Below are 19,799 nucleotides of genomic sequence, written 5' to 3' on the forward strand. Positions count from 1 at the left end.
ATCTAATGAATAATTTAATGAATTTTGAGATTTATAAGCCGCTGATTCCTTTTGTCTTAGGGTTGCTTTTGAAAATAGCTTTGGACGTGAATTTAGGAAAGTGTTTTGTGAAATTCTTTTTTTGGATTTCTTTTAGAGGCATTTTTAGAAAAACAAGCGTAAAAGTTTCAGGTGTCTACAAACAGTATTGGCACATTGGAAAGAATGAAAGGTATCCGAAAGTATGCCAACGTCAAAGTTTAGTGACCTTAAAGCAACTTAATAATTATTGCTACGGCGAGTTTTATGCTAAAGAGGGTTTGGAAAGATATTATTTATTTGGAGAGATTATAGATAGAAAAATAATTGGTCATTGGAGTAGCTACGAAAGTAAACTTGACTATTTCGGTTCATTTGAATTGACAATTCTAAGTAGTAAGAAAATTAAAGGTGTTTGGATTGGGCATTCGAGTGAAAATCCTGCCGTTATTAATCAGCACGATTGGATGTTTACTGCGGTCGTTCCAAATTATAAATTCTTAGTTCCAATTTTATTTAATATAAAAATGAAACGTCTAATAAAACAGCTCACTAGAACACAGAAGAAAGCTGCTAAAGGACTTTCAAGTAAACACAGTAATAATAAAGGAGTTTAAAGCATTAAATATGGCAGAAAAGATTTACAAAACGATAGATGAAACGCAGCTCAGTAAATTCTATTTTCTCTCCAAGGCTTATTACAATGGTTTTGTTAACTTTTACACTGATGGCCAGCAGAAATATTATACAGATATAATTTTTGAAGGAGATTTGTATAAAGAAGAATTAGGGCTTTTGACAAATGTTAAGTTAGATAGTGAAAAGCTAATTCATTTAAAGGAAGACGATGTTAATCTAGCTGTTCAAAATGGTTATTCGCCATTGCTAATGGGTAATAAAGTAAGATTACCAGAATATTTGTATCAATACACTAGCTCCCAGGGCTTAATGGGTGTTCTAGAATGTAAAAAACTGTGGGCTACACATGCAAATTATCTAAATGATAAATCTGAACTATATTATGCTATAAACTTAACCAAGCAGTGCATTAAAGAAGAAGTACAAATTTTTGATGAAGAAGCACAGAGGTATTTGATAGATTTTTTAGGATATCAAATTGGTGATTATCCTGGTCTAAACGATGTATTCGTTACAAGTTTTAGTGAAAATGGAGACTTGCTTAGTCAATGGCGAGGATATGGAGCCAATGGATGTGGCTTTTCTATTGGATTTAAATCATATTTGATTGATCTAACTCCGACAGAGACTGAACGTGATTATTTCATATGCAAGGTCGTCTATAATCCTGCTACACAAAAAGAGTTAATTAAAAAGAATCTACACGATTTTTTCTTAATAGTCTTAAGAGATGGTGGGAAAAGTTTACATGAAGTTAAAAAGTATATTGACGAAATTTATGATAATTCATATATGGATTTTCTCAACAGTATTATCATAGATTTATTAACTATGAAAAACCCGGTCTTTTCTGAAGAGGCAGAATGGCGCTTAGTTGCTTTAAAACCAAGTGCTTATTTTGAGAAATGTTATGACAATATAAAATTTAGAATTGACGCTAGAAAGAGTATTGATAATATAATACCTTATATAGAAATAGATTATTTGCCAAAATTAGAAGGTTTGTTAACAGACTCTCCAATTGGGGAAATAATCGTTGGACCACAAAACGATTTTCAGAAAAGCAAATATAGTGTTAGTATATTGGCTAAGAAATACATACGAGGAGGTGAAATGGTATATGTTAAGGAATCTAGAGCTTCTTCCTATAGAGGGTAATTGCATCGATTATTTTAATATATCATTTTGTAAGTCAAAATTTAAGCGTTCGTTGTTTTGTCTGCAATAAAAAATTGTTTTAAAATAAATTTGTTGGGTATTTTTTAATGTATGTCTTAAAAATTAAATCTTATACTTAACGCATCCACATGAACAGATTAATATTAGTTGGTAACGGTTTTGATTTAGCCCATGGTTTAAAAACAAGCTATAAGGATTTTATTTTTTGGTATTTGGATGATTGTTTTGATAAAGCTGGTATTTATCCAACAACACCCTTTGAAAACGAATTCGTTTATATAAGAGTGACAGATCATTACAGATTAACAAATCTATCGAATATGTTAAACAAGCAGAGTTTTTGTAGCTTCTTACACAGTAAAGGGATTTTACATAGATATTTAGATACTGAGCTGAACGAAAGCGCAGAGCGTTTAACTCAACAACAAAATTCTATATACTATGGGGTTTTAAATGCCGTCGCTCATGAAGTGAAATTTAAATCTGATTTTTTTAAGCACTTAATTTTTTGTTGCACAGACAATAACTGGGTTGACATAGAAAATGAGTATTTCGATCAGCTTAAAGCCTGTAAAATTAAAGATGAATTTGATGAAGAAAAGGTAAGGCTTTTAAATAGCGAATTTGCTTACCTGAAGCAACAACTAGAAGAATATTTAACTATACAACAAGAACAATCTTATGTTAAGGTTATTCCAGAACTTTTAAGTGCAATAGGTTCTAAATTTGATATAGCAGATTTTGAGCCATTAATGGGATACGAAAATACACGGATTAGTTTAGGCCATAAGAGAGTAGGGCCGGTTGTAAAACATCTTCTTTACTTTTTAAACTTTAACTATACTGATGTAATACAAAAGTATCATGATGAGTTAGGTACTAGACCAACAGGTTTTTCAAAAATTGAAGTAAATTACATTCACGGTCAATTAAATAAGACTGATAACCCCATCATTTTTGGTTTTGGCGATGAACATGATACGCAATATTTAGAATTTGAAGAGCACCGTAACAATGCGCTTTTTGAACATATTAAATCTTATCAATATTTGCGCACACCCAATTATCGTAATTTATTGAGGTTTTTAAATAGCGGTTTTTACCAAGTTTTTGTAATGGGGCACTCCTGTGGTTTATCAGATCGTACCATGTTTAAGGAAATTTTAGAACACCAAAATTGCAAATCTATAAGGCTGTTTCATTATAACGGCGATTTTCACGATAAAGCCATTAATGTAAGTAAGCATTTCAGCAATAAAGGACATGTGCGTAAACTTATTGTTGATTATAAAGCGGAAGATGCTTTTCCGCAAGGGGGAGCAAATGCTAACCGTTAATATTCAATGTAGACGTAATAGTCACCAGCAAATGCTGGCGCCAGAAGGGGGCTCCAATTGATTCCAAAGCACAATCTCTGTTAATAAACAGCCTCAAGACAAAAAGTTAACTGTAAACTAAATGAGAAAACATATGTTTCCTATATTTTTAGCAATATTAGCAGCCATAGCCACAATAGGAGGAGCTATTTGGCAAGCTATTGAAAAAAATGAAGCTGATAGAAAAGCTGATGCAAATCAATTGAAAGCGGATAAAAGCCAAGCGGAGGCTGTTGAATATTTGAAGCAACTAAATGCTAAGAATGCTGAAATACAAGAACTGCAAAAGCTTAATATCTCTAAAGCTGAGAAAATTATTAAAGATCAGAACGAGACTTTTAAGCATGTAACAGGAGATGGTGTCCCAGAAGTTTGGATCGGTGGTAGCAAGATCGATAAATACCTAGTATCCACTCATAATACATCTAATTATCCTCTATATGATCTTCAAATCGATCAAATTGATTTAAGCGAATTAGTAAAACAACCATTGATTGCTGTTGGCGGTGTTGATTATTTCGATGATGCAGTATTAGAATCTTTGACAGTTCCGTTCGTAAGTGCGACTGTAATGCCTCCAAAAACACAAATAGACATTCCTATTAAACTGTTTAAGAAAAAAGAGATGAGCTTTGTTATGTACAAAATACATACTAGGCATGGCTTATTCTTCCAATATTGTGCTATTCTAAATATTCCAGAACACAACCTGATAAGTTTTAAATTTGTTATTTTTAAATGGGTTGACGGGAAATATATTGAGGTTAGAAGTAATACTGATGCAAAGAGTAAAGAGTTCTTATCGAAGAATTGCCCATATTATAAAAAGGAGATCAAAGTCTTTAAGTCACAGTAATTACTATTCGATCTGAAGGTTTCAGCAAAATAATATCAGATTTGCTGAAAGATTGATTTGCCGTAATCTATCTCCTAATATAAATATATCCACCTCTTTCTTTAAGATCACAATTTGTGATCTTAAAGAACCATATTCTTCTTGCGTTAGCTCAAACATAAAATCTTCAGGAAAACGATCTAATTTTCCACCGACGCTTCTTCTATATTTTCCAGATGATCTTGAATCAAGTCTTCTGGGGGTTGTTGTTTTGCATAAAGTATATGATAAATATCAGTCTTAAAATCTTTAAATATATTTTTTAAATCATTATCGTCTATGCCAAAGACAATATTTAAGTATTCCTCCAATCGAGGTGTTTCTTTTACAGGTTCAAGATCGCCAATTTGTAATTTTGAAAGTAATTCGACTGAATTTTGAGCCCAAAAAAGCAACTTCTCCTTGTCGTCCGGATTATAAGCGTATAATGTGCAAAATGCTGATAACGACCACTGAAAAGAAGCTGGTTTATTATCATCATTCCTAGTGTGAAAATACATTGATCTTTGAACATCATAAGCAATGGACATCAGTTCATTACTCAACCAATTTTGCTCGTTAACTAATTCGTCTTTTACAGCCTTAATTTTTTCATCAGTGTGAGCTTTGCCATCAGTCTCAATTTTTTCAAGTTTATATTGTAACCACTTCCAACTAAAAAATCCTGCCGCTCCTACAAATAATGCAAAAACTCCAAGCTGAAGAGAAATTATTTCACTAAAGAAGCCTGTACTTATCTCCGTCTTTTCCACAACTTTCTCAAGGCTGTCTACCTTGACCTGTAATGACGTAACTACCTTTTGAAGTGTGTCTGCTCTTGTTGGGGCATGCTGGTTTATTACTTCGATAGTTGACGTGATTTGCATAATGTTGAATTAGTATTATTTAGGCTTTGTTTTTATTCTATCTCTCTAATCTCGGTTATCCTTTCTTCAAACTGCTTGCTCTCGCTACCGTCTTTATTAAGCTTAGGAACTTTTTCATAAGTGATTTCAATCATATCGTGTTCTTGAATGCCTTTCGGAATTAATTCGGTGACCGATTTTATCCTTAGTGCTTTGGCTATTAAGTTTAAATGTCTTATGCTATACTTATCTGGTTGCCCTAATGCCTCAACTTTTCCAACAAAACTTTTGCTAAGCTTCATTTCTTCGCTCAAATCTCTCTGGGAAAAGCCTTTTTCTTCCCTTAATTGTTTGATTTTAAGAATTATCTTATAATCTAACTCGGATATGATTGTTGAATATTTTTCCATAAAAATGCTCCGATTATTTGGAGCGTTATTTTATTTTACTATATTTGCTATCAGTTAATTATAGCGACAAAATAGAGTGGGGTTATAAGCCTTACTTTTTACGATGTCACTCATGAAACGAAACCGTCAATTTCCTCCATGAGCCGATCGTGAGTTCGCTTTCTATTGAATTTTGTATCTTCGCATACTTATTCAATGGAGCGAATTTCGCGTCAGTCTTTTGGGGGGCTCAGATTTATCTGAGTAGGTTCTTGACGGTACCAGTTTCAAAAGTAGCGGAGTTCGCTCTATTGGTTTTTTACCAATTCGGTTTTCTTCCTTTGCTTTTCGGGTATCATCGTTACATAACTTAAATTAAGCGTTATGCCAACGAAAAAATTAAGCTCCGTCATTTACCATTACCTCAAGGAGGCTAGGTATGGTTTTTCCCATTCCATTATCATAAAGAACGTAATCTGTTCTCCTACATAGCTGTTTGCTGAAAACGCCTAGGATAAATAGAAAGCCAACAAAAAAGGCCTGTTGTGAAGGAGAGCGCACAAATAGGTCTGTTGAGGGTTATATTTAGCCAAGTGCCAGCCCCATTTGCTTACAGGCAAACAAGTACAGCTACTTTAGTATCGCAATTCCAAGGTAGGTATTATTTTCCAAAAAGCAAATCCGGTTTCCCGTAAGGGCGTGTAAAACACGCCCCTAGGGCTGGTCTATGGCCTAATTTTTTTTCAACAAGGGTAAAAAGTGATGGATGTCACTGGTAACAGAGTTCAAAGATCTCTCCGCTACGCTTTCTTTCAGTTCTCTGTTTCGTTGCACTTCAATCGAGATGAAGTATGGGAAATGGGATGGTGCGATGGAACCTAGAGATTGCCGCGGCTCGCTCATACCAATGCCTCGCAATGACGTGCTGGGCGAAAGGGGGACTTGGATAGTGCAAAGGAGCAATACCGTTGCTAAGAACGACGGACGGCCTTATTGGATTCCGCAGTAATAGGCAGTGAAACTTGTGTAGGAACGAGCATACAGTAGAGATAAGAAATTAGGCAGTCGAGCGAGAGGAAAAAGGGGAGGGAAGACCTTCTAATTTCGCCCTAAAAGTTTCGCTAGGCTAGTACAAGGAAGGCAATGAAGCCTTGATTTTTTCCTTCTTTTTTATCAAGAAAAAAGAAGATGCCCCCACGGCATAAAGTGGGTAAAACACCGACTACCGCATTAGGTCCCGAAGCGAGTTCGGGAGACGGTAAGTGGGATGGGTCGTGCTGATGAACTTGGAGATATCTCCTCCCTACTGATCGTCGATATGACGTGCTGGGGGCAGAGGATGACAGGGAGCAGAGAAGCATGACGATTCCGTATCGAGTACGGAATGACGAAAACTGAAATTTAACTAACAAAACAATATGAACCACAACTATTACAACTTCGACCGCATTTATGCGCTCAAACCTAAAAACCCTGTATAAACTTCCATAAATTAATGGCGGCCAGATTTAGGTAAATGGTTAATAATTAAAATAAAGGCCGCCATTTACACCTCCCACATTTCAACCTAAAATGATTTAATCACAAAAAAGCCTGCAAGCCAGGCCAATCAAATAACAAACTGGTTTGCAGGTTTTCATAACCTACAAACCTTATGAAAAAACTAACGATATTCATCGTACTGGCTATGCTTTGCCTTAATTTTTGTGCCGTTGCACAAAAAAATAAGGCGCAACCAGCAGACACCATAAAGAAAAATACAAAGCCCAAGCTGCAAGATACCACGTTCCATTTGCAAGAAGTAGAAATCAACGCAGGCTATTACACGGTGAAAGAGAAACTGCTTACCGGAAACATTACGAAGATAAGCGCTAAAGATTTGGAGCGGCAACCTGTAAGCAATGCTTTGGCCGCATTACAGGGACGTGTGCCAGGTATGGTCATTACCCAAACCAGTGGCGTAGCAGGTTCAACTTTTAATGTGCAGATACGTGGACAAAGTGCCTTAGACTTGGGGCTTTCTAAAAACAACCCGCTTTTTATTATAGACGGAGTGCCCTTTGAACAAGGTAACGAGGCTACCAATAGGCTCACTTCAGCAGCTAATTTAGGTTCGGCAGGTGGTGGGCTAAGTCCCCTAAACATGCTCAACCCACAGGAGATTGCAAGTATAGAAGTACTCAAAGATGCCGATGCCACAGCTATCTATGGCAGTAGGGGTGCCAATGGGGTAATACTGATCACCACAAAGAAAGGGAATGGGCAGCGAACCAATTACAGCTTAACGGCCTACACGGGGCATAGCAGGGCGGGTAGAACCATGGCCATGTTAGATACCGAAGCATTTTTAGCCATGAGAAAAGAAGCTTTTGCGAATGACGGGTTAACCATGACCACAGGCAATGCGCCCGATATGCTCCTTTGGGACAATAGCAGGTACACTGATTTTAAAAAGGAGCTGATAGGACATACCGCAACAGACAATAGGTTACAACTGTCTATCAATGGTGGTAATACACAAACCAATTTTAGGTTAGGGGCAGGTTATTTTAGGCAGACTTCAGTTTTCGCTACCAACTTCGCCAACCAAATTGCCTCACTCAACTTTGCCATCGGTCATAAAAGTATAGACCAAAAGTTCGAAATGCAGTTTTCGGGAAGCTATGCCAGCGACAACAATAAATTGCCTACTACCGATCCCAGCCGTTATTTGGCACTGCCGCCAAACATCAGAATGTATAACGACGATGGCAGCTACGCTTGGGCAGATGAAGGGATAGTTTACAATACACTGGGCAGTGATATCGTAAATCCCTTTGCCCTAAGAGAAGAAAGATTTAGGGCGCTTAGCCAAAATTTAACGGGCAATATGGTGCTAGGCTACTCGCTGATAAAAGACTTAAAGCTGAGCTTAAATTTAGGCTACAATACCTTGTTTACTACAGAATATGCGGGCAAGCCCACTGCAGCCATAGATCCTAACCTTACAGCGCTATTTGGCATCCTGCCTTCGGCATCTTTTGCCAATACCAACCTACAAAGCTACATAGCAGAGCCAAAACTCAATTATAATTGGAACAGCGGTCGCCATCGCGTCAGTGTATTGCTGGGAGGTGTTTGGCAGCACAAGGGCTCCGCATTAAATTATCAATATGGTACCAATTACAGTTCCGACCTATTATTGGAAACAATCGCGGCCGCGGGCACCATCAATGCCTCCAACGAAGAAAATACATACCGTTACACTGCGCTTTTTTCGAGGTTAAACTATAACTATGCAGATAAATACCTCATCAATCTTACAGGAAGACGGGATGGTTCTAGCAGATTTGGTCCAAACAAGCGAATGGCTAACTTCTCTGCAATTGGTATAGCTTGGCTATTTGCAAATGAAGCATTCATACAAAGTGCCTTTCCATGGTTAAGCACAGGTAAGATAAGGGCTAGTTTCGGCGTAACTGGCAACGATCAAATCGGAGAGTACAAATACCTTAACCTATGGAGCAACACCACCAACACTTATGATGGGTTGCCTGCGCTATATCCTCGGAATGTTTTTAATGCAAATTACAATTGGGAGCGTATCCGTAAATGGGAGCTGGGCTTAGACTTTGGCTTTTTCAGGGATAGGCTAACATTGGGTACAGCTTATTATGTAAATAGAAGTAGCAACCAGTTGGTGAACTATAACCTGCCCACACAAACAGGGTTTTCACAAGTGGTAATGAACCTACCAGCTTTGGTAGAGAATAGGGGTTTGGAACTGATGCTTAACGGTACTTGGATAAGAGGCAAGAAGCTGAACTGGTCTACCGCTTTTAACATTTCCTTTAACCGTAACAAGCTTATCGACTTTCCGGCTATTGAAAGTTCAAGCTATCGCAACACCTATATCGTTGGTAGGCCACTTAATCTTTTACAGGGCCTGCACTATTTGGGGGTAGACCCTCAAACTGGCGTTTATAAATTTGAGGATGTAAATGGTGATGGCCTGCTAAACACTGCCGACTATAGATACATAGGCGAAAATGGGCCAAGATATACAGGTGGTATGCAACAAAATATCAGTTACAAAGGCTTTGAATTGAACTTCTTTTTTCAGTTTACCAAGCAGTTGGGGCTAAGCTATATCCATCAGTTATCTTCGGCTGCACCCGGTCGTATCTATAACCAGCCAGAAATTGTACTGGAACGTTGGCAACGTAGCGGAGATATAAGTAATGTACAGCGTTTTACTGCACAAAGTGGTGCGGTAGCAGGGGCATTAAGTTACCTGCGTCAGTCAGATGCTTCTTATACCGATGCCTCTTTTATTAAATTAAGGAACGTGAATTTTTCTTACGCCTTCAAAGGCTCACGCTTAGGGAAAACGCCGCTAGATGGTCTAAAAATTTATGTGCAGGCACAAAACCTTTTTACCATTACCAATTACCTCGGTGCCGATCCAGAAACACAGAACTTTTATAAACTACCGCCATTACGTACAACGGTATTTGGTATCCAACTCAATATGTAAAGCCATGAAAAAAATTAAACTTATGATTACCTGCTGTATAGCCATAGTGGCTACAGCTTGCAAAGATTATGTAGCGGTACCTCCGCCTAAAAATTTGGCAGAGCTAAGCCGTATTTTCGAAACAGATCAAACAGCCATGTCGGCAGCTGCTGGCGTGTATGCACAAATGGTAGCATCAAGTCTTACGTTTTGCAATGGAGGCATTACGGTATACGCCGGGCTTTCATCAGACGAACTGCAGAACGTAAATGCCAGTGTTACCGTAGATGCCTTTAGAAATAATACCTTACTGGCCGATAATGCCACCATTTTAGCTACCTTCTGGAATAATCCTTACAAGAATATCTTCCATATCAATGCGGTTATAGAGGGGATTGAAAATAGCACAAGCCTAAGTGCAGCTATAGCTGGGCAGCTCATGGCAGAAATGCGCTACGCAAGAGCACTGCATTACTTTTATATGGTAAACTTATTTGGCGATGTGCCTTTGATAGAAAATACCAATTATGAAACCAACCGCATAATACCTCGTGAAAATGCTACAAAAATTATCACCGCCGTTATCGCCGATCTCTTAAAAGCCAAAGAACAGTGGCCTTATGCCAACAACATAACACCCAATAAAAATAGACCAGGCATAGATGCCATCCATGCACTTTTGGCAAGGGTCTATCTTTATCAGGGTAATTGGCAGCAGGCCTATAATTATGCTGGTTTAGTAATTGACTCTAACCGCTACCAGCTAGAAGCGCCTAATACAGTATTTCTTAGCAGTGCTAAAGAAACTATTTTTTCTTTGATGAAACCAAATGCCAATACGGCCGAGGGGGCGTCGTTTAATCCTTCAAGTGCAACGGTTAGGCCTAGCTATGTGCTATCCAGTTTCTTGCTCAACGAATTTGAAGCTAATGATAAACGCAGGATAGAATGGACAAAAACAAATGTAGTAAGTGGCCAGAGCTATGTTTATCCCTATAAATATAGAGTACGCACTGGTACTGCCGTTACCGAAAATTATATAGTGCAACGTTTGGCAGAGCTGTATTTGATCAGGGCCGAGGCCAGTGCACAGTTGAATGATTTGGAGGGGGCAATCAAAGATTTGGATAAAATAAGGAGCAGAGCGGGGATAACATTGCAGGCAACTCTAAATCCGAACATTGCTAAACCAGATTTAATAGAAAAGGTGTACAAAGAAAGACAGTTAGAACTGTTCTGCGAATGGGGAACAAGGTGGTTAGATTTAAAGAGAACTGGCAAAGCAGATGCAGTGTTGGGCCTAGTCAAGCAGCCTCATTGGCAGCCTTACGCCAAGCTTTATCCAATCCCATTAAGCGAGATCAGGAAGAATGTTTTTTTGACACAGAATGATGGCTATTTTAATTAATGAGAACATGAAGAAAGAAATTGTGATGATACTACTTGTTTTTAAATTTTGCCAAACCGCCATGGCCCAGCAAAATTATCCGGTAGTGGGGCAGCCCTTACCGGCTGTTCATTTTCCTGAAGTGCAATACCATGAAAAATCTAGTTTGGCTAATAGCGATTTTAAAGGGAAGTGGTTGATATTATACGGCTGGAATAGGTATTGCTCGCTTTGTTTAGGCAAGATGCCTTTGTTGAGCCACTTGCAGGAAAATTATAAAGATCAGTTAAATATCATTTTGGTAGGCTATAATGGTTCGCGGTATACCAAGCGTAGTGATGATTCTGCAATACGTAGCCTTTACGAAAGAAATAGGATAGAGGAAAAACTGAACTTATCCATTGCTTATGATTCGCTAATGTTTCATCGGTTTAATTTGGGACCAAGTCCCTACATCATCATTGCAGACCCAAAGGGTGTGGTACGTTACCTTACTTCGGGATTTAATGGAAAGCAGTTGGAAGAGATTTTGCAGGGTAAAGACGTAGTATTGAAGAAAGCGTATCGTAGAGATGAGCGTTTAAATCGAAATTAGCCTTGGGATTTGTGTAATAAAATAGGCAGCACATTTGTGCTGCCTAACATTGCTAATTAGCAGGTTTTTGAATCCTGTTTTCAGTAAGCGTAGCATCTGGAAAACTAGTAATTGGACTATCAAATCCCCTTAAACAGTCTAAGTCATTTCCTTCGTCGCAAGGAGATTCTACCTGATCTTGTTCGGCATGGTCAAAAATAGGCGTACCCGATTTGATATAACCGTCAGGATAATTTAGAGGATCATCATAAGAAACCTCGTACCAGTACATTGCCGCTTTCTGAGTGTTTTTGGCGTCGCTCTTGAAAGCACTTGCTGTAAATACCAGGCCGAACGCCACTACCAGCGCTGCAAGGCCAAAAAGAATTTTGTTCTTTTTCATGTTTGTTGACTGCTTTGTTGCATTTGAAAAAGCAGACGAAAAAGTTTTGGTTAAAGATTAGGTTATTGTTTCCATAGGGTAGAGATTGCCACGTCGTGCCTCCTCGCAATGACGTGAGTTATGATGGCCTCTTTGGTGGGCTGGTACCTGCTGCGGCTGGCTCATGGAGCTGGCGGAAGCTTTTTAGTTATCAGTCGTTAGGTGTTAGTTACTAGGGGTTAGGGGTTAGTTAGTTCAGTAGTTTACCGAAGTGTCGGTATTACTTCGTTAGCCCTTTTGGGTTTCGCGTTGCTCAACATTTGTTATTGTTGGCAAAACAGGGCAGCCGTGTTACCAGCACCGGCCACGGCTAGCCTTGTTTTTTAATCAGTAAGTGATTTCGAACTCTACTTCGCCGCTGGCGTCTACGTTTCCGTCGCCGTCTGCATCGCCTTCGGCTTTGCTTTTGTCGCGGATGAGTTTTGTGCCCCGTGCATGGGCGCCATCTGGCTTGGTTAATTTTACAGGCAAGCTGTTTGCTACTGCAAAACCTACTTGTGCGGCGGCAAGCTGTAGAAAGGATTCGTTTAAGTTGTAGAGGTAGCTAACCTGACTTGGTGCGAGCTCGAAAGTTTGGGTAAGCCAGATTTTAAAATCGGCAGTAATTTGTGCGGCTAGTTCTTGTAGCTGCTGATTGTTTAATGGTTGAAGACTGAGCTGCCATGCGGCTACGCCTTCTGTTGTAAAGGGGTGTTTCATAGTTCTTGTGAAAATTAAATTGTGATTTTGCTGTGCACTAGCATTTGTTGAGACCAAAATTAGAGCGGTTTTACTGCAAACTGAAAGGTTTGGGGCACCTTGTTACATGAACGATGAAAGTTATTGTACAAGTGATTAAGCACCGTGCCGGGTTAGGGATTTGAATTTTCGAAGGTTAAACTTACTGTATACAGCTTTGCCTGCCTTTTGGGGCCAACTGTTTTGTAGCTCTTTCTACAGCGGCAAAATTTAGGTTAGGTTTAACGTGAATTATGGATCTAATTTTCATTATATATAGCTAAAATCGCTTTTATAACCCATCCCGCAGTCTTTCCTGCCCTCATGCCGGGCATCGGCACTACATTTTTTCGTTTTCTATTTATTTTTTTCGGCGGTACTCAAGATCGCTTCGCTGTTTGAGCGACCAAAATGGAGGAAAAGTCGTCGGCTGCGCCCTTTGCTTTAAAGTAAGAGCTAGAGCAAATAAATCGGTACCGCAAAGGCCAAGGCCGATTTTGAGCTGATTTAAAGGTCAATACTAGGGCTTGACATAAAATCGAAGACCGATAATTCACGTTAGGTTTAAGAAACTGGTCAAATTTCTGAGGCTAAAAATAGAGGACTTATGCAGGGGTTTCTGATTTGTGAGAAAGCTTAGGCTACAAATTTTAATACGTTAACCCTGTTAAGGATATGGCGGAGCTAGGCTTTAGATAATTTTTTATAACTTAGGCTAATCTGCTCACTGTGCCATTACGGCGAAAACCTCTCTCGCATGAATTTTAATGCCAAACTTTTGCGGCAAGCGCTTAGCTCAATTACTTTAAAAGATTTTTTTTGGCTGGTTTTATTCTCTCTTTTTGCCGGACATTACTTGGTTTCGCACCAGGAAGCTGAATATTTTTGGGAACTGTGGATGATGCGGAGCTATTATCCGGCGATGTTGGGCAGTTTTATGATTGCCTTTTGCCTGTGTTTTGTGATTTGTTGCATTGACTGCTGTTTAAATTTAGTTTGGCCGTGGATGGAGTAAGCTTTTATGTACGGTTGCTAAGGCAGGTGCAATTTGGTGTTGTTTTACCGTTGTGCTTGCTGCCGCTATTGGTTTGGACCTACTTTAGCTTAAGAGGCGAGCCGCTTGACTTTGTGGAGTATATTAGGGTTGATTTTGGCATTAGTGCCATTTTAATTGTTTTGCTGAATGTATTTTATGTATGTCGATATTTTTTTGAGCTGTTGAAAATCTATTATCAGCCTGTTAGCGAGCAGTTTTTACATGTGGAGGAGGGCGGAGCGGAAGGGGAGAACGAGCAGGAGGTATTGGCGTTGCCCGAGCCTAGCGTTGAGCTATCGGGCTTGTACAAGATGGTTTATTTTTACCATAGCAACCGTGTAAATTGGGCGATAAATAGGCTTGGAGAAATGAAAGATGCGGGGCTATTGATGGATGAATTAGAGGCTTTGTTGCCGAAATCTGATTTTTTTAGGGTACAGCCGGGCTTTATTGTGCATCGAAAATCTATTACAAAACCGATGAAGGCTTCTTCTCATCGATTATTATTGTATTTGAACACGGCTTATCATAAGGCCTTGCCTTTTACTGAAATTAAGGGGAAGAAGAAGAATTATGTGGCGGTATCGCAACGCAAAGTAGGTGCTTTTAGGAAGTGGTATGAGGAGAAGTGAAGGGGCGTTGTTTGTTTATTCGTCTTTCGCTACTCGTTCATCGTTGTTGGGTTATTCGAGAATGCGTGGATTTGTTAATTCGTTGTTCGCTCGTCGTTGTTCGTTGATTGGTGTATGTGGCGGTTTGTGCTATTGATGGAAATGGTGGGTTGCGCCAATTATTCGCTCTTTGTTTGGTGTTTTTGGCATAAAAAAAGCACCAATCTTTATGAGATTGATGCTTTAACCTGTAGCCCGTAGGGGAATCGAACCCCTGTTTCCAGAATGAAAATCTGGCGTCCTCACCCCTAGACGAACGGGCCATTAAATTAAGAAGTGTCATTTCAACTTCTTCTTTGGTAGCGGGGACACGACTCGAACGTGCGACCTTCGGGTTATGAGCCCGACGAGCTACCAACTGCTCCACCCCGCACTCTATACAATTCAATTTTTTGTTGTTAAATCCTTAACACTTGTTCCGAATTGGAATGCAAAGATAGGAACGTTTTTTTGTAATGCAAATCTTTTAAAAAAAAATGAAATAAGTTTTTAAAACCTAAATAAACTGCGGTTAAACAGCGTAGGGTACTATATATAGCGTTTTAAACTTAGCGATAGATGTAAAAAAGACAGGTGCATGAACGTGTTGCCGTGCATTTTGCGTATTATTGCAGCTTATTTAATACCCTTATCAAAAATATCATGGCACACAAGGCAGGTTTTGTTAGCATTATAGGTAAGCCCAACGTAGGTAAATCTACCTTAATGAATGCACTAGTGGGCGAGAAGCTATCTATCATTACACCAAAGGCGCAAACTACTCGCCACCGCATATTGGGCATTGTGAACGAAGAAGACTTTCAAATCGTTTTTTCTGATACCCCGGGGATCATTAAGCCGCTTTATGGTTTGCAAGATTCGATGATGTCTGCCGTAAGTGGTGCATTGAGCGATGCAGACTTGATCTTATTCGTTACCGATATCCACGAAAAACATGATGAGAATGATGTTTTAGAGAAAATTACCAACACTACTATCCCTTTGGTGGTATTGTTGAATAAAATTGATAACGCTACGCAAGAAGAGGTGGATGAGAAGTTCGCCTATTGGCAAGAAAAATTAAACCCGAAACACATTTATGCCATTTCGGCATTACATCAATACAATTTAGATGGCATTTTGCCGATGATTTTGGAGAATATCCCGGAACACCCGGCCTATTATGATAAAGAAGAGCTAACCGACCGCAGTCAGCGTTTCTTCGTTTCAGAAATTATTCGCGAAAAGATATTCTTTAACTACAAAAAAGAAATTCCGTACAGTACCGAAGTAATTGTGACTTCATTTAAAGAAGAGGAAACCAAAAGTGGTCTAATGATCCGTATCACTTCAGAAATTATTGTAGAAAGAGACTCGCAAAAGAATATCCTCATTGGTACTGGTGGCGCTATGCTTAAAAAAGTAGGCATGGAAGCCAGAAAAGACATCGAGAAGTTTTTAGATAGCAAAGTGTTTTTAGAAACTTTTGTGAAAGTTATTCCAGATTGGAGAAGCAAAAAGAATTATTTGAAGAACTTCGGCTACGATAGCTAATTTGGTTACGAGTTGCGGGTTAACGGTTGCGAGTTGTATTTTCGATATACTCCAGTAATACCTTTATGGGTAATAAATCCAACAAGTTGTAACTCATAACCCATAACTAAAAAAATAACAGTACCTTTGCGAGTTCAAACCCTGGGTTTGTAAAAATCGACGATTCTAATTTTATTGACAGGTGTCTATTAAATCTAAAATCGTCATTCTAAAATCGTAAATACAATGAGTAATATCATCGCCATAGTAGGTAGACCAAATGTTGGTAAATCAACCCTTTTTAACCGTTTAACCGAAAGTCGTAAGGCTATTGTGGATGACTTTAGCGGGGTAACTAGAGATAGGCACTATGGCAAAGCAGAGTGGACAGACAAAGAATTTACCGTAATTGATACAGGTGGTTATGTGGCCAACTCTGAAGATTTGTTTGAGGTTGCTATACGCGAACAGGTAGTAATAGCTATTGAAGAAGCTACGGTTATTATTTTTATGGTAGATGTAACTACCGGCATTACCGATTTAGACGACGATATTGCAAATTTACTGCGCAAAGGCAAAAAACCTGTTTTTGTAGTGGTAAACAAGGTTGATAATACTGCTTTAGAGAACGAAGCTTCGGTTTTTTATAGTTTTGGCTTGGGCGAAATTCATACCATTTCTTCGATGACGGGTTCTGGCACCGGAGATTTGTTAGATGAGGTTATCAAACATTTCGAAGATATCCCGGAAGAAGAAAACAACTTGCCTAAAATTACCATTGTAGGTAGGCCAAACGTAGGTAAATCGTCGTTAATTAATGCGTTAATTGGCAAAGACAGGAATATTGTAACGCCAATTGCGGGTACTACCAGAGATTCTATCCATATTCATTACAACCAGTTTGGTCATGAGTTTATGTTTATTGATACTGCTGGTTTACGTAAGAAAACTAAGGTAAAGGAAAACATTGAGTTTTACTCGGTAATGCGTACCATTAAGGCTTTAGAAGACTCTGATGTGGTAATGCTGATGCTTGATGCGCAGGAAGGCATCGAATCGCAGGATATTAATATTTTTCACTTGGCAGAAAAGAACAAAAAAGGTATTGTAATTTTAGTGAACAAGTGGGATTTAATTGAGAAAAACAATAAAACCATTAAAGAGTTTGAGGAGCAGATTAAGCTGAAATTACAACCGTTTACTGATGTGCCTATTATTTTTATCTCGGTGTTAAATAAGCAGAGGATTTTCCAAGCGATAGAGAAAGCGCTAGAAGTGCAGAAAAACCGTAGCAAGAAAATACCTACATCTAAACTTAACGATGTGCTGCTACCAATTATTGAGGCTTATCCGCCGCCAGCATTAAAAGGTAAATATATCAAAATCAAATACATTACACAGATTAATGGTGTGGCGCCAATGTTTGCGTTCTTCTGTAACCTGCCACAATACATCAAAGATCCTTATAAACGTTTCTTGGAGAATAAACTTCGTGAAAATTTCGATTTTTCTGGTGTGCCTATTCAGATCTTTTTTAGACAGAAATAAGCATCCATTTCATACTCTCTGTAGCATTTATCGTGAGTTTTGGGTGTTTGTTTTTGTTTATCAGTGGCTTATGTTTTTAGTTGTATTTGGGATGTCGTCATTTCGAGCGTAGTCGAGAACTGAAAGAAAGAAGAGCTAAATCTTTGGGTCATTTGTCAGGAATTATCCCTCTAAAGTTTTCTCAGTCGTTCCTCCTTCGAAATGACGAGTCAAGACCCAAAACTCACGTTATTTATTTGCTAATAACCTGAGTTCGGGTTAAGTATTTTTACAATTCTTGAGAAATTCGCATTGAACGTATTTTTTTTAGCTCGCCGCCGCTGGGCTCTTACTTTTTGACCGCAAAAAGTAACAAAAACTCTCGGTTGCTTATTTTTCTTTCAAAGAAAGTGCTTTAGCTTATTGGTGCGGCCCGAAAAATAAGAGACCGAAAATTAGCTGAACGAAGATTTGAAGCGCTATCGCTAGCAGATAGCATAATTTTATTATCCCGAACTCACGTTAATAGAGCTAAAAAAGAAAGTCAATCTAAATCCTAGATTGACTTTCTTTTTTTAAGGATATTATGTTAAATTACCCGCCAATTGCCGTACAAACCGCCTTATGTTTTACTGGAAAGTTTAAGGAACTGGCAATAAAGCACATGTTATTGGCTTCTGCGTGTAAAGAGTTTGCCCAAGAAATATCTTCGGGTTTAGAGATGACTACCTCGGGGCGCAACAGTATTTCGGTAAACTTACCGCTGCCATCGGGCATTTCGGTCATGGTGCCTTTTGCTCTGTCTTTATATTCTATCACTACAATGCCGTTTTTTGAGCACAGGTGTAAATACCACAACATGTGACAAGAAGAAACAGCAGTCAGCATCAGATCTTCGGGGTTGTATTTAGACTTGTCGCCCAGAAAGATAGAATCAGAAGAACCAGAAAGGGCATCTTTGCCGTCAATTTCTACGGTAAAATCTCTGTCGTAAGAACGGTAATCCATTGTTCCAGAACCTTTGTTTCCTGTCCAAATTAAATTGGTTTCGTAAATATGTTGCTTTGCCATAAATTAGATATGAGTATGGAGATATGAGAATTGAGACTAAGCCTCTCCTCACACCTCTGCCTTAAATTGTTTTGTTTATAGCAGCAATTTATGAAATTATCCGCTGATTTTAGCCAATTTCTCGGCTAAAACCTCAGAAATTTTGCGGTACAAATCGAAAGTCCAGCCAGCAATGTGCGGTGTTAAAATTACTTTCTCATTGGTTTTCAGCGCATCATACCATTGCTGCTCGGCCAATGTCGGAAATTTTTCAGTCTCTAATACATCTAAACCAGCGCCTAAAATTTTGCCGTTGGTTATGTTATTTAACACCGCTTTGGTGTTTACAATTTCGCCACGGGCAGTATTGATGAAGAAAATTGGTTTTTTGAAGTGGAAGAAATATTCATCGTTAACCATTTGTTTGGTTTCGCGAGTTAAAGGGATGTGCAAGCTCAACACATCGCTGTGTTTTACAATTTCTTCCATGCTTACTTCTTTGGCAAACTCATCGCTAAAGGCTGTTTTGTACTTGTCGTAAGCCATAACGTTAACCCCAAAGCCAGCAAGTTTGCGGGCAAAGCTTTGGCCCATATAGCCGTAACCAATAATCCCAACGGTCTTACCTTTCAACTCGTAACCTCGGTTGCCTTCTCTGTCCCAAATCCCTTTTCTAATCTCCAAATCCGCTTTGCGAAAGTTGTTCATTAGCGACAAGAGCAAGCCTACAGCATGTTCGCCCACGGCATCCATATTGCCCTCGTTGGCCGCCAAAAGTGCAATGCCCTTCGCTTTAGCAATGTCGATATCGATGTTGTCTAATCCAGCGCCTGCTCTAGCTACAAATTTTAACTGAGGAGCTGCATCAAAAAGTTCTTTATCAATCCTAAACTTGGTGCGTACGGCAATGCCATCGTAATCTTTAATTGCGGCCAAAGTTTCGGCTCTGGTAATTTCAGGTCTGTCATCAACGTGGTAACCTAAAGCTTCGGCTTTTTCTTTAAAAATGGGATGTAAATCGTCTACAATTAATATCTTTTTACTCAT

General features: G+C 38.9%; 18 protein-coding genes and 2 tRNA genes. 11 read left to right on the plus strand and 9 right to left on the minus strand.

Annotated elements, in window-relative coordinates; translation table 11 throughout:
* Positions 1–5 precede the first annotated feature (5 nt).
* The 4 genes from OVA16_RS07765 to OVA16_RS07780 all read left to right on the plus strand — a co-directional run bounded on the left by OVA16_RS07765 (position 6) and on the right by OVA16_RS07780 (position 4,068).
* A complete protein-coding gene (locus tag OVA16_RS07765) occupies positions 6–635 on the plus strand; it encodes a hypothetical protein (protein WP_267764671.1) in 630 nt (209 codons plus the stop codon).
* Between the two features lie 10 nt (positions 636–645).
* Entirely contained in the window at positions 646–1,815 is a 1,170-nt protein-coding gene (locus OVA16_RS07770) for a DUF2971 domain-containing protein (RefSeq protein ID WP_267764672.1), read from the plus strand.
* A gap of 149 nt (positions 1,816–1,964) precedes the next feature.
* Positions 1,965–3,173, plus strand: coding sequence for an AbiH family protein (locus tag OVA16_RS07775; RefSeq protein ID WP_267764673.1), 1,209 nt, complete (start codon positions 1,965–1,967; stop codon positions 3,171–3,173).
* A 121-nt stretch (positions 3,174–3,294) separates the two neighbouring features.
* Entirely contained in the window at positions 3,295–4,068 is a 774-nt protein-coding gene (locus OVA16_RS07780; RefSeq protein WP_267764675.1) for a hypothetical protein, read from the plus strand.
* Between the two features lie 21 nt (positions 4,069–4,089).
* On the opposite strand, the gene OVA16_RS20235 is transcribed toward OVA16_RS07780, so the two are convergent.
* The 3 genes from OVA16_RS20235 to OVA16_RS07790 are packed head-to-tail and all read right to left on the minus strand — an operon-like array spanning position 4,090 to position 5,362.
* A complete protein-coding gene (locus OVA16_RS20235) occupies positions 4,090–4,227 on the minus strand; it encodes a hypothetical protein (protein ID WP_420712339.1) in 138 nt (45 codons plus the stop codon).
* Between the two features lie 20 nt (positions 4,228–4,247).
* A complete protein-coding gene (locus OVA16_RS07785) occupies positions 4,248–4,973 on the minus strand; it encodes a hypothetical protein (RefSeq protein WP_267764676.1) in 726 nt (241 codons plus the stop codon).
* 32 nt (positions 4,974–5,005) lie between these two features.
* Positions 5,006–5,362: a helix-turn-helix domain-containing protein gene (locus OVA16_RS07790; protein WP_267764678.1), complete on the minus strand. Its 357-nt coding sequence runs from the start codon at positions 5,360–5,362 to the stop codon at positions 5,006–5,008.
* 1,633 nt (positions 5,363–6,995) lie between these two features.
* On the opposite strand from OVA16_RS07790, the gene OVA16_RS07795 reads away from it, so the two are divergent.
* The 3 genes from OVA16_RS07795 to OVA16_RS07805 are packed head-to-tail and all read left to right on the plus strand — an operon-like array spanning position 6,996 to position 11,818.
* Positions 6,996–9,857, plus strand: coding sequence for a SusC/RagA family TonB-linked outer membrane protein (locus OVA16_RS07795; protein WP_267764680.1), 2,862 nt, complete (start codon positions 6,996–6,998; stop codon positions 9,855–9,857).
* 4 nt (positions 9,858–9,861) lie between these two features.
* The gene (locus OVA16_RS07800; protein ID WP_267764681.1) at positions 9,862–11,244 is read left to right on the plus strand and encodes a RagB/SusD family nutrient uptake outer membrane protein; all 1,383 of its coding nucleotides are present in this window, start codon (positions 9,862–9,864) and stop codon (positions 11,242–11,244) included.
* A gap of 7 nt (positions 11,245–11,251) precedes the next feature.
* The gene (locus OVA16_RS07805; RefSeq protein ID WP_267764682.1) at positions 11,252–11,818 is read left to right on the plus strand and encodes a TlpA family protein disulfide reductase; all 567 of its coding nucleotides are present in this window, start codon (positions 11,252–11,254) and stop codon (positions 11,816–11,818) included.
* Between the two features lie 52 nt (positions 11,819–11,870).
* Here OVA16_RS07805 and OVA16_RS07810 read toward each other — a convergent pair whose 3' ends face one another.
* Entirely contained in the window at positions 11,871–12,200 is a 330-nt protein-coding gene (locus OVA16_RS07810) for a DUF6520 family protein (RefSeq protein WP_267764684.1), read from the minus strand.
* Positions 12,201–12,566: 366 nt separating this feature from the next.
* Positions 12,567–12,938 carry a hypothetical protein gene (locus OVA16_RS07815; RefSeq protein WP_267764688.1) on the minus strand — a complete coding sequence of 124 codons (372 nt, stop codon included), beginning with the start codon at positions 12,936–12,938 and terminating at the stop codon, positions 12,567–12,569.
* A gap of 775 nt (positions 12,939–13,713) precedes the next feature.
* Here OVA16_RS07815 and OVA16_RS07820 point away from each other — a divergent pair.
* Together OVA16_RS07820 and OVA16_RS07825 are read left to right on the plus strand one after the other, a co-directional pair.
* Positions 13,714–13,971 (plus strand): hypothetical protein, encoded by a 258-nt coding sequence (locus OVA16_RS07820; RefSeq protein ID WP_267764690.1) that lies wholly within the window; start codon positions 13,714–13,716, stop codon positions 13,969–13,971.
* A complete protein-coding gene (locus OVA16_RS07825) occupies positions 13,959–14,624 on the plus strand; it encodes a hypothetical protein (protein WP_267764691.1) in 666 nt (221 codons plus the stop codon). The genes OVA16_RS07820 and OVA16_RS07825 overlap by 13 nt, the downstream gene beginning before the upstream one ends.
* A gap of 230 nt (positions 14,625–14,854) precedes the next feature.
* Here OVA16_RS07825 and OVA16_RS07830 read toward each other — a convergent pair.
* Together OVA16_RS07830 and OVA16_RS07835 are read right to left on the minus strand one after the other, a co-directional pair.
* Positions 14,855–14,926 (minus strand) — tRNA-Glu (locus OVA16_RS07830).
* Between the two features lie 34 nt (positions 14,927–14,960).
* Positions 14,961–15,036 (minus strand) — tRNA-Met (locus tag OVA16_RS07835).
* Between the two features lie 269 nt (positions 15,037–15,305).
* Between OVA16_RS07835 and era the strand changes: the two genes are divergently transcribed.
* Positions 15,306–16,196 carry a GTPase Era gene (era, locus tag OVA16_RS07840; RefSeq protein ID WP_267764693.1) on the plus strand — a complete coding sequence of 297 codons (891 nt, stop codon included), beginning with the start codon at positions 15,306–15,308 and terminating at the stop codon, positions 16,194–16,196.
* 225 nt (positions 16,197–16,421) lie between these two features.
* Complete coding sequence (der, locus tag OVA16_RS07845; RefSeq protein WP_267764695.1) at positions 16,422–17,723, plus strand: ribosome biogenesis GTPase Der; 1,302 nt, start codon at positions 16,422–16,424, stop codon at positions 17,721–17,723.
* A gap of 573 nt (positions 17,724–18,296) precedes the next feature.
* Here der and OVA16_RS07850 read toward each other — a convergent pair.
* A complete protein-coding gene (locus OVA16_RS07850) occupies positions 18,297–18,773 on the minus strand; it encodes an OsmC family protein (RefSeq protein ID WP_267764696.1) in 477 nt (158 codons plus the stop codon).
* 96 nt (positions 18,774–18,869) lie between these two features.
* Entirely contained in the window at positions 18,870–19,799 is a 930-nt protein-coding gene (locus OVA16_RS07855) for a 2-hydroxyacid dehydrogenase (protein ID WP_267764698.1), read from the minus strand.

Source organism: Pedobacter sp. SL55 (assembly GCF_026625705.1).
Classification (GTDB): Bacteria; Bacteroidota; Bacteroidia; order Sphingobacteriales; family Sphingobacteriaceae; genus Pedobacter.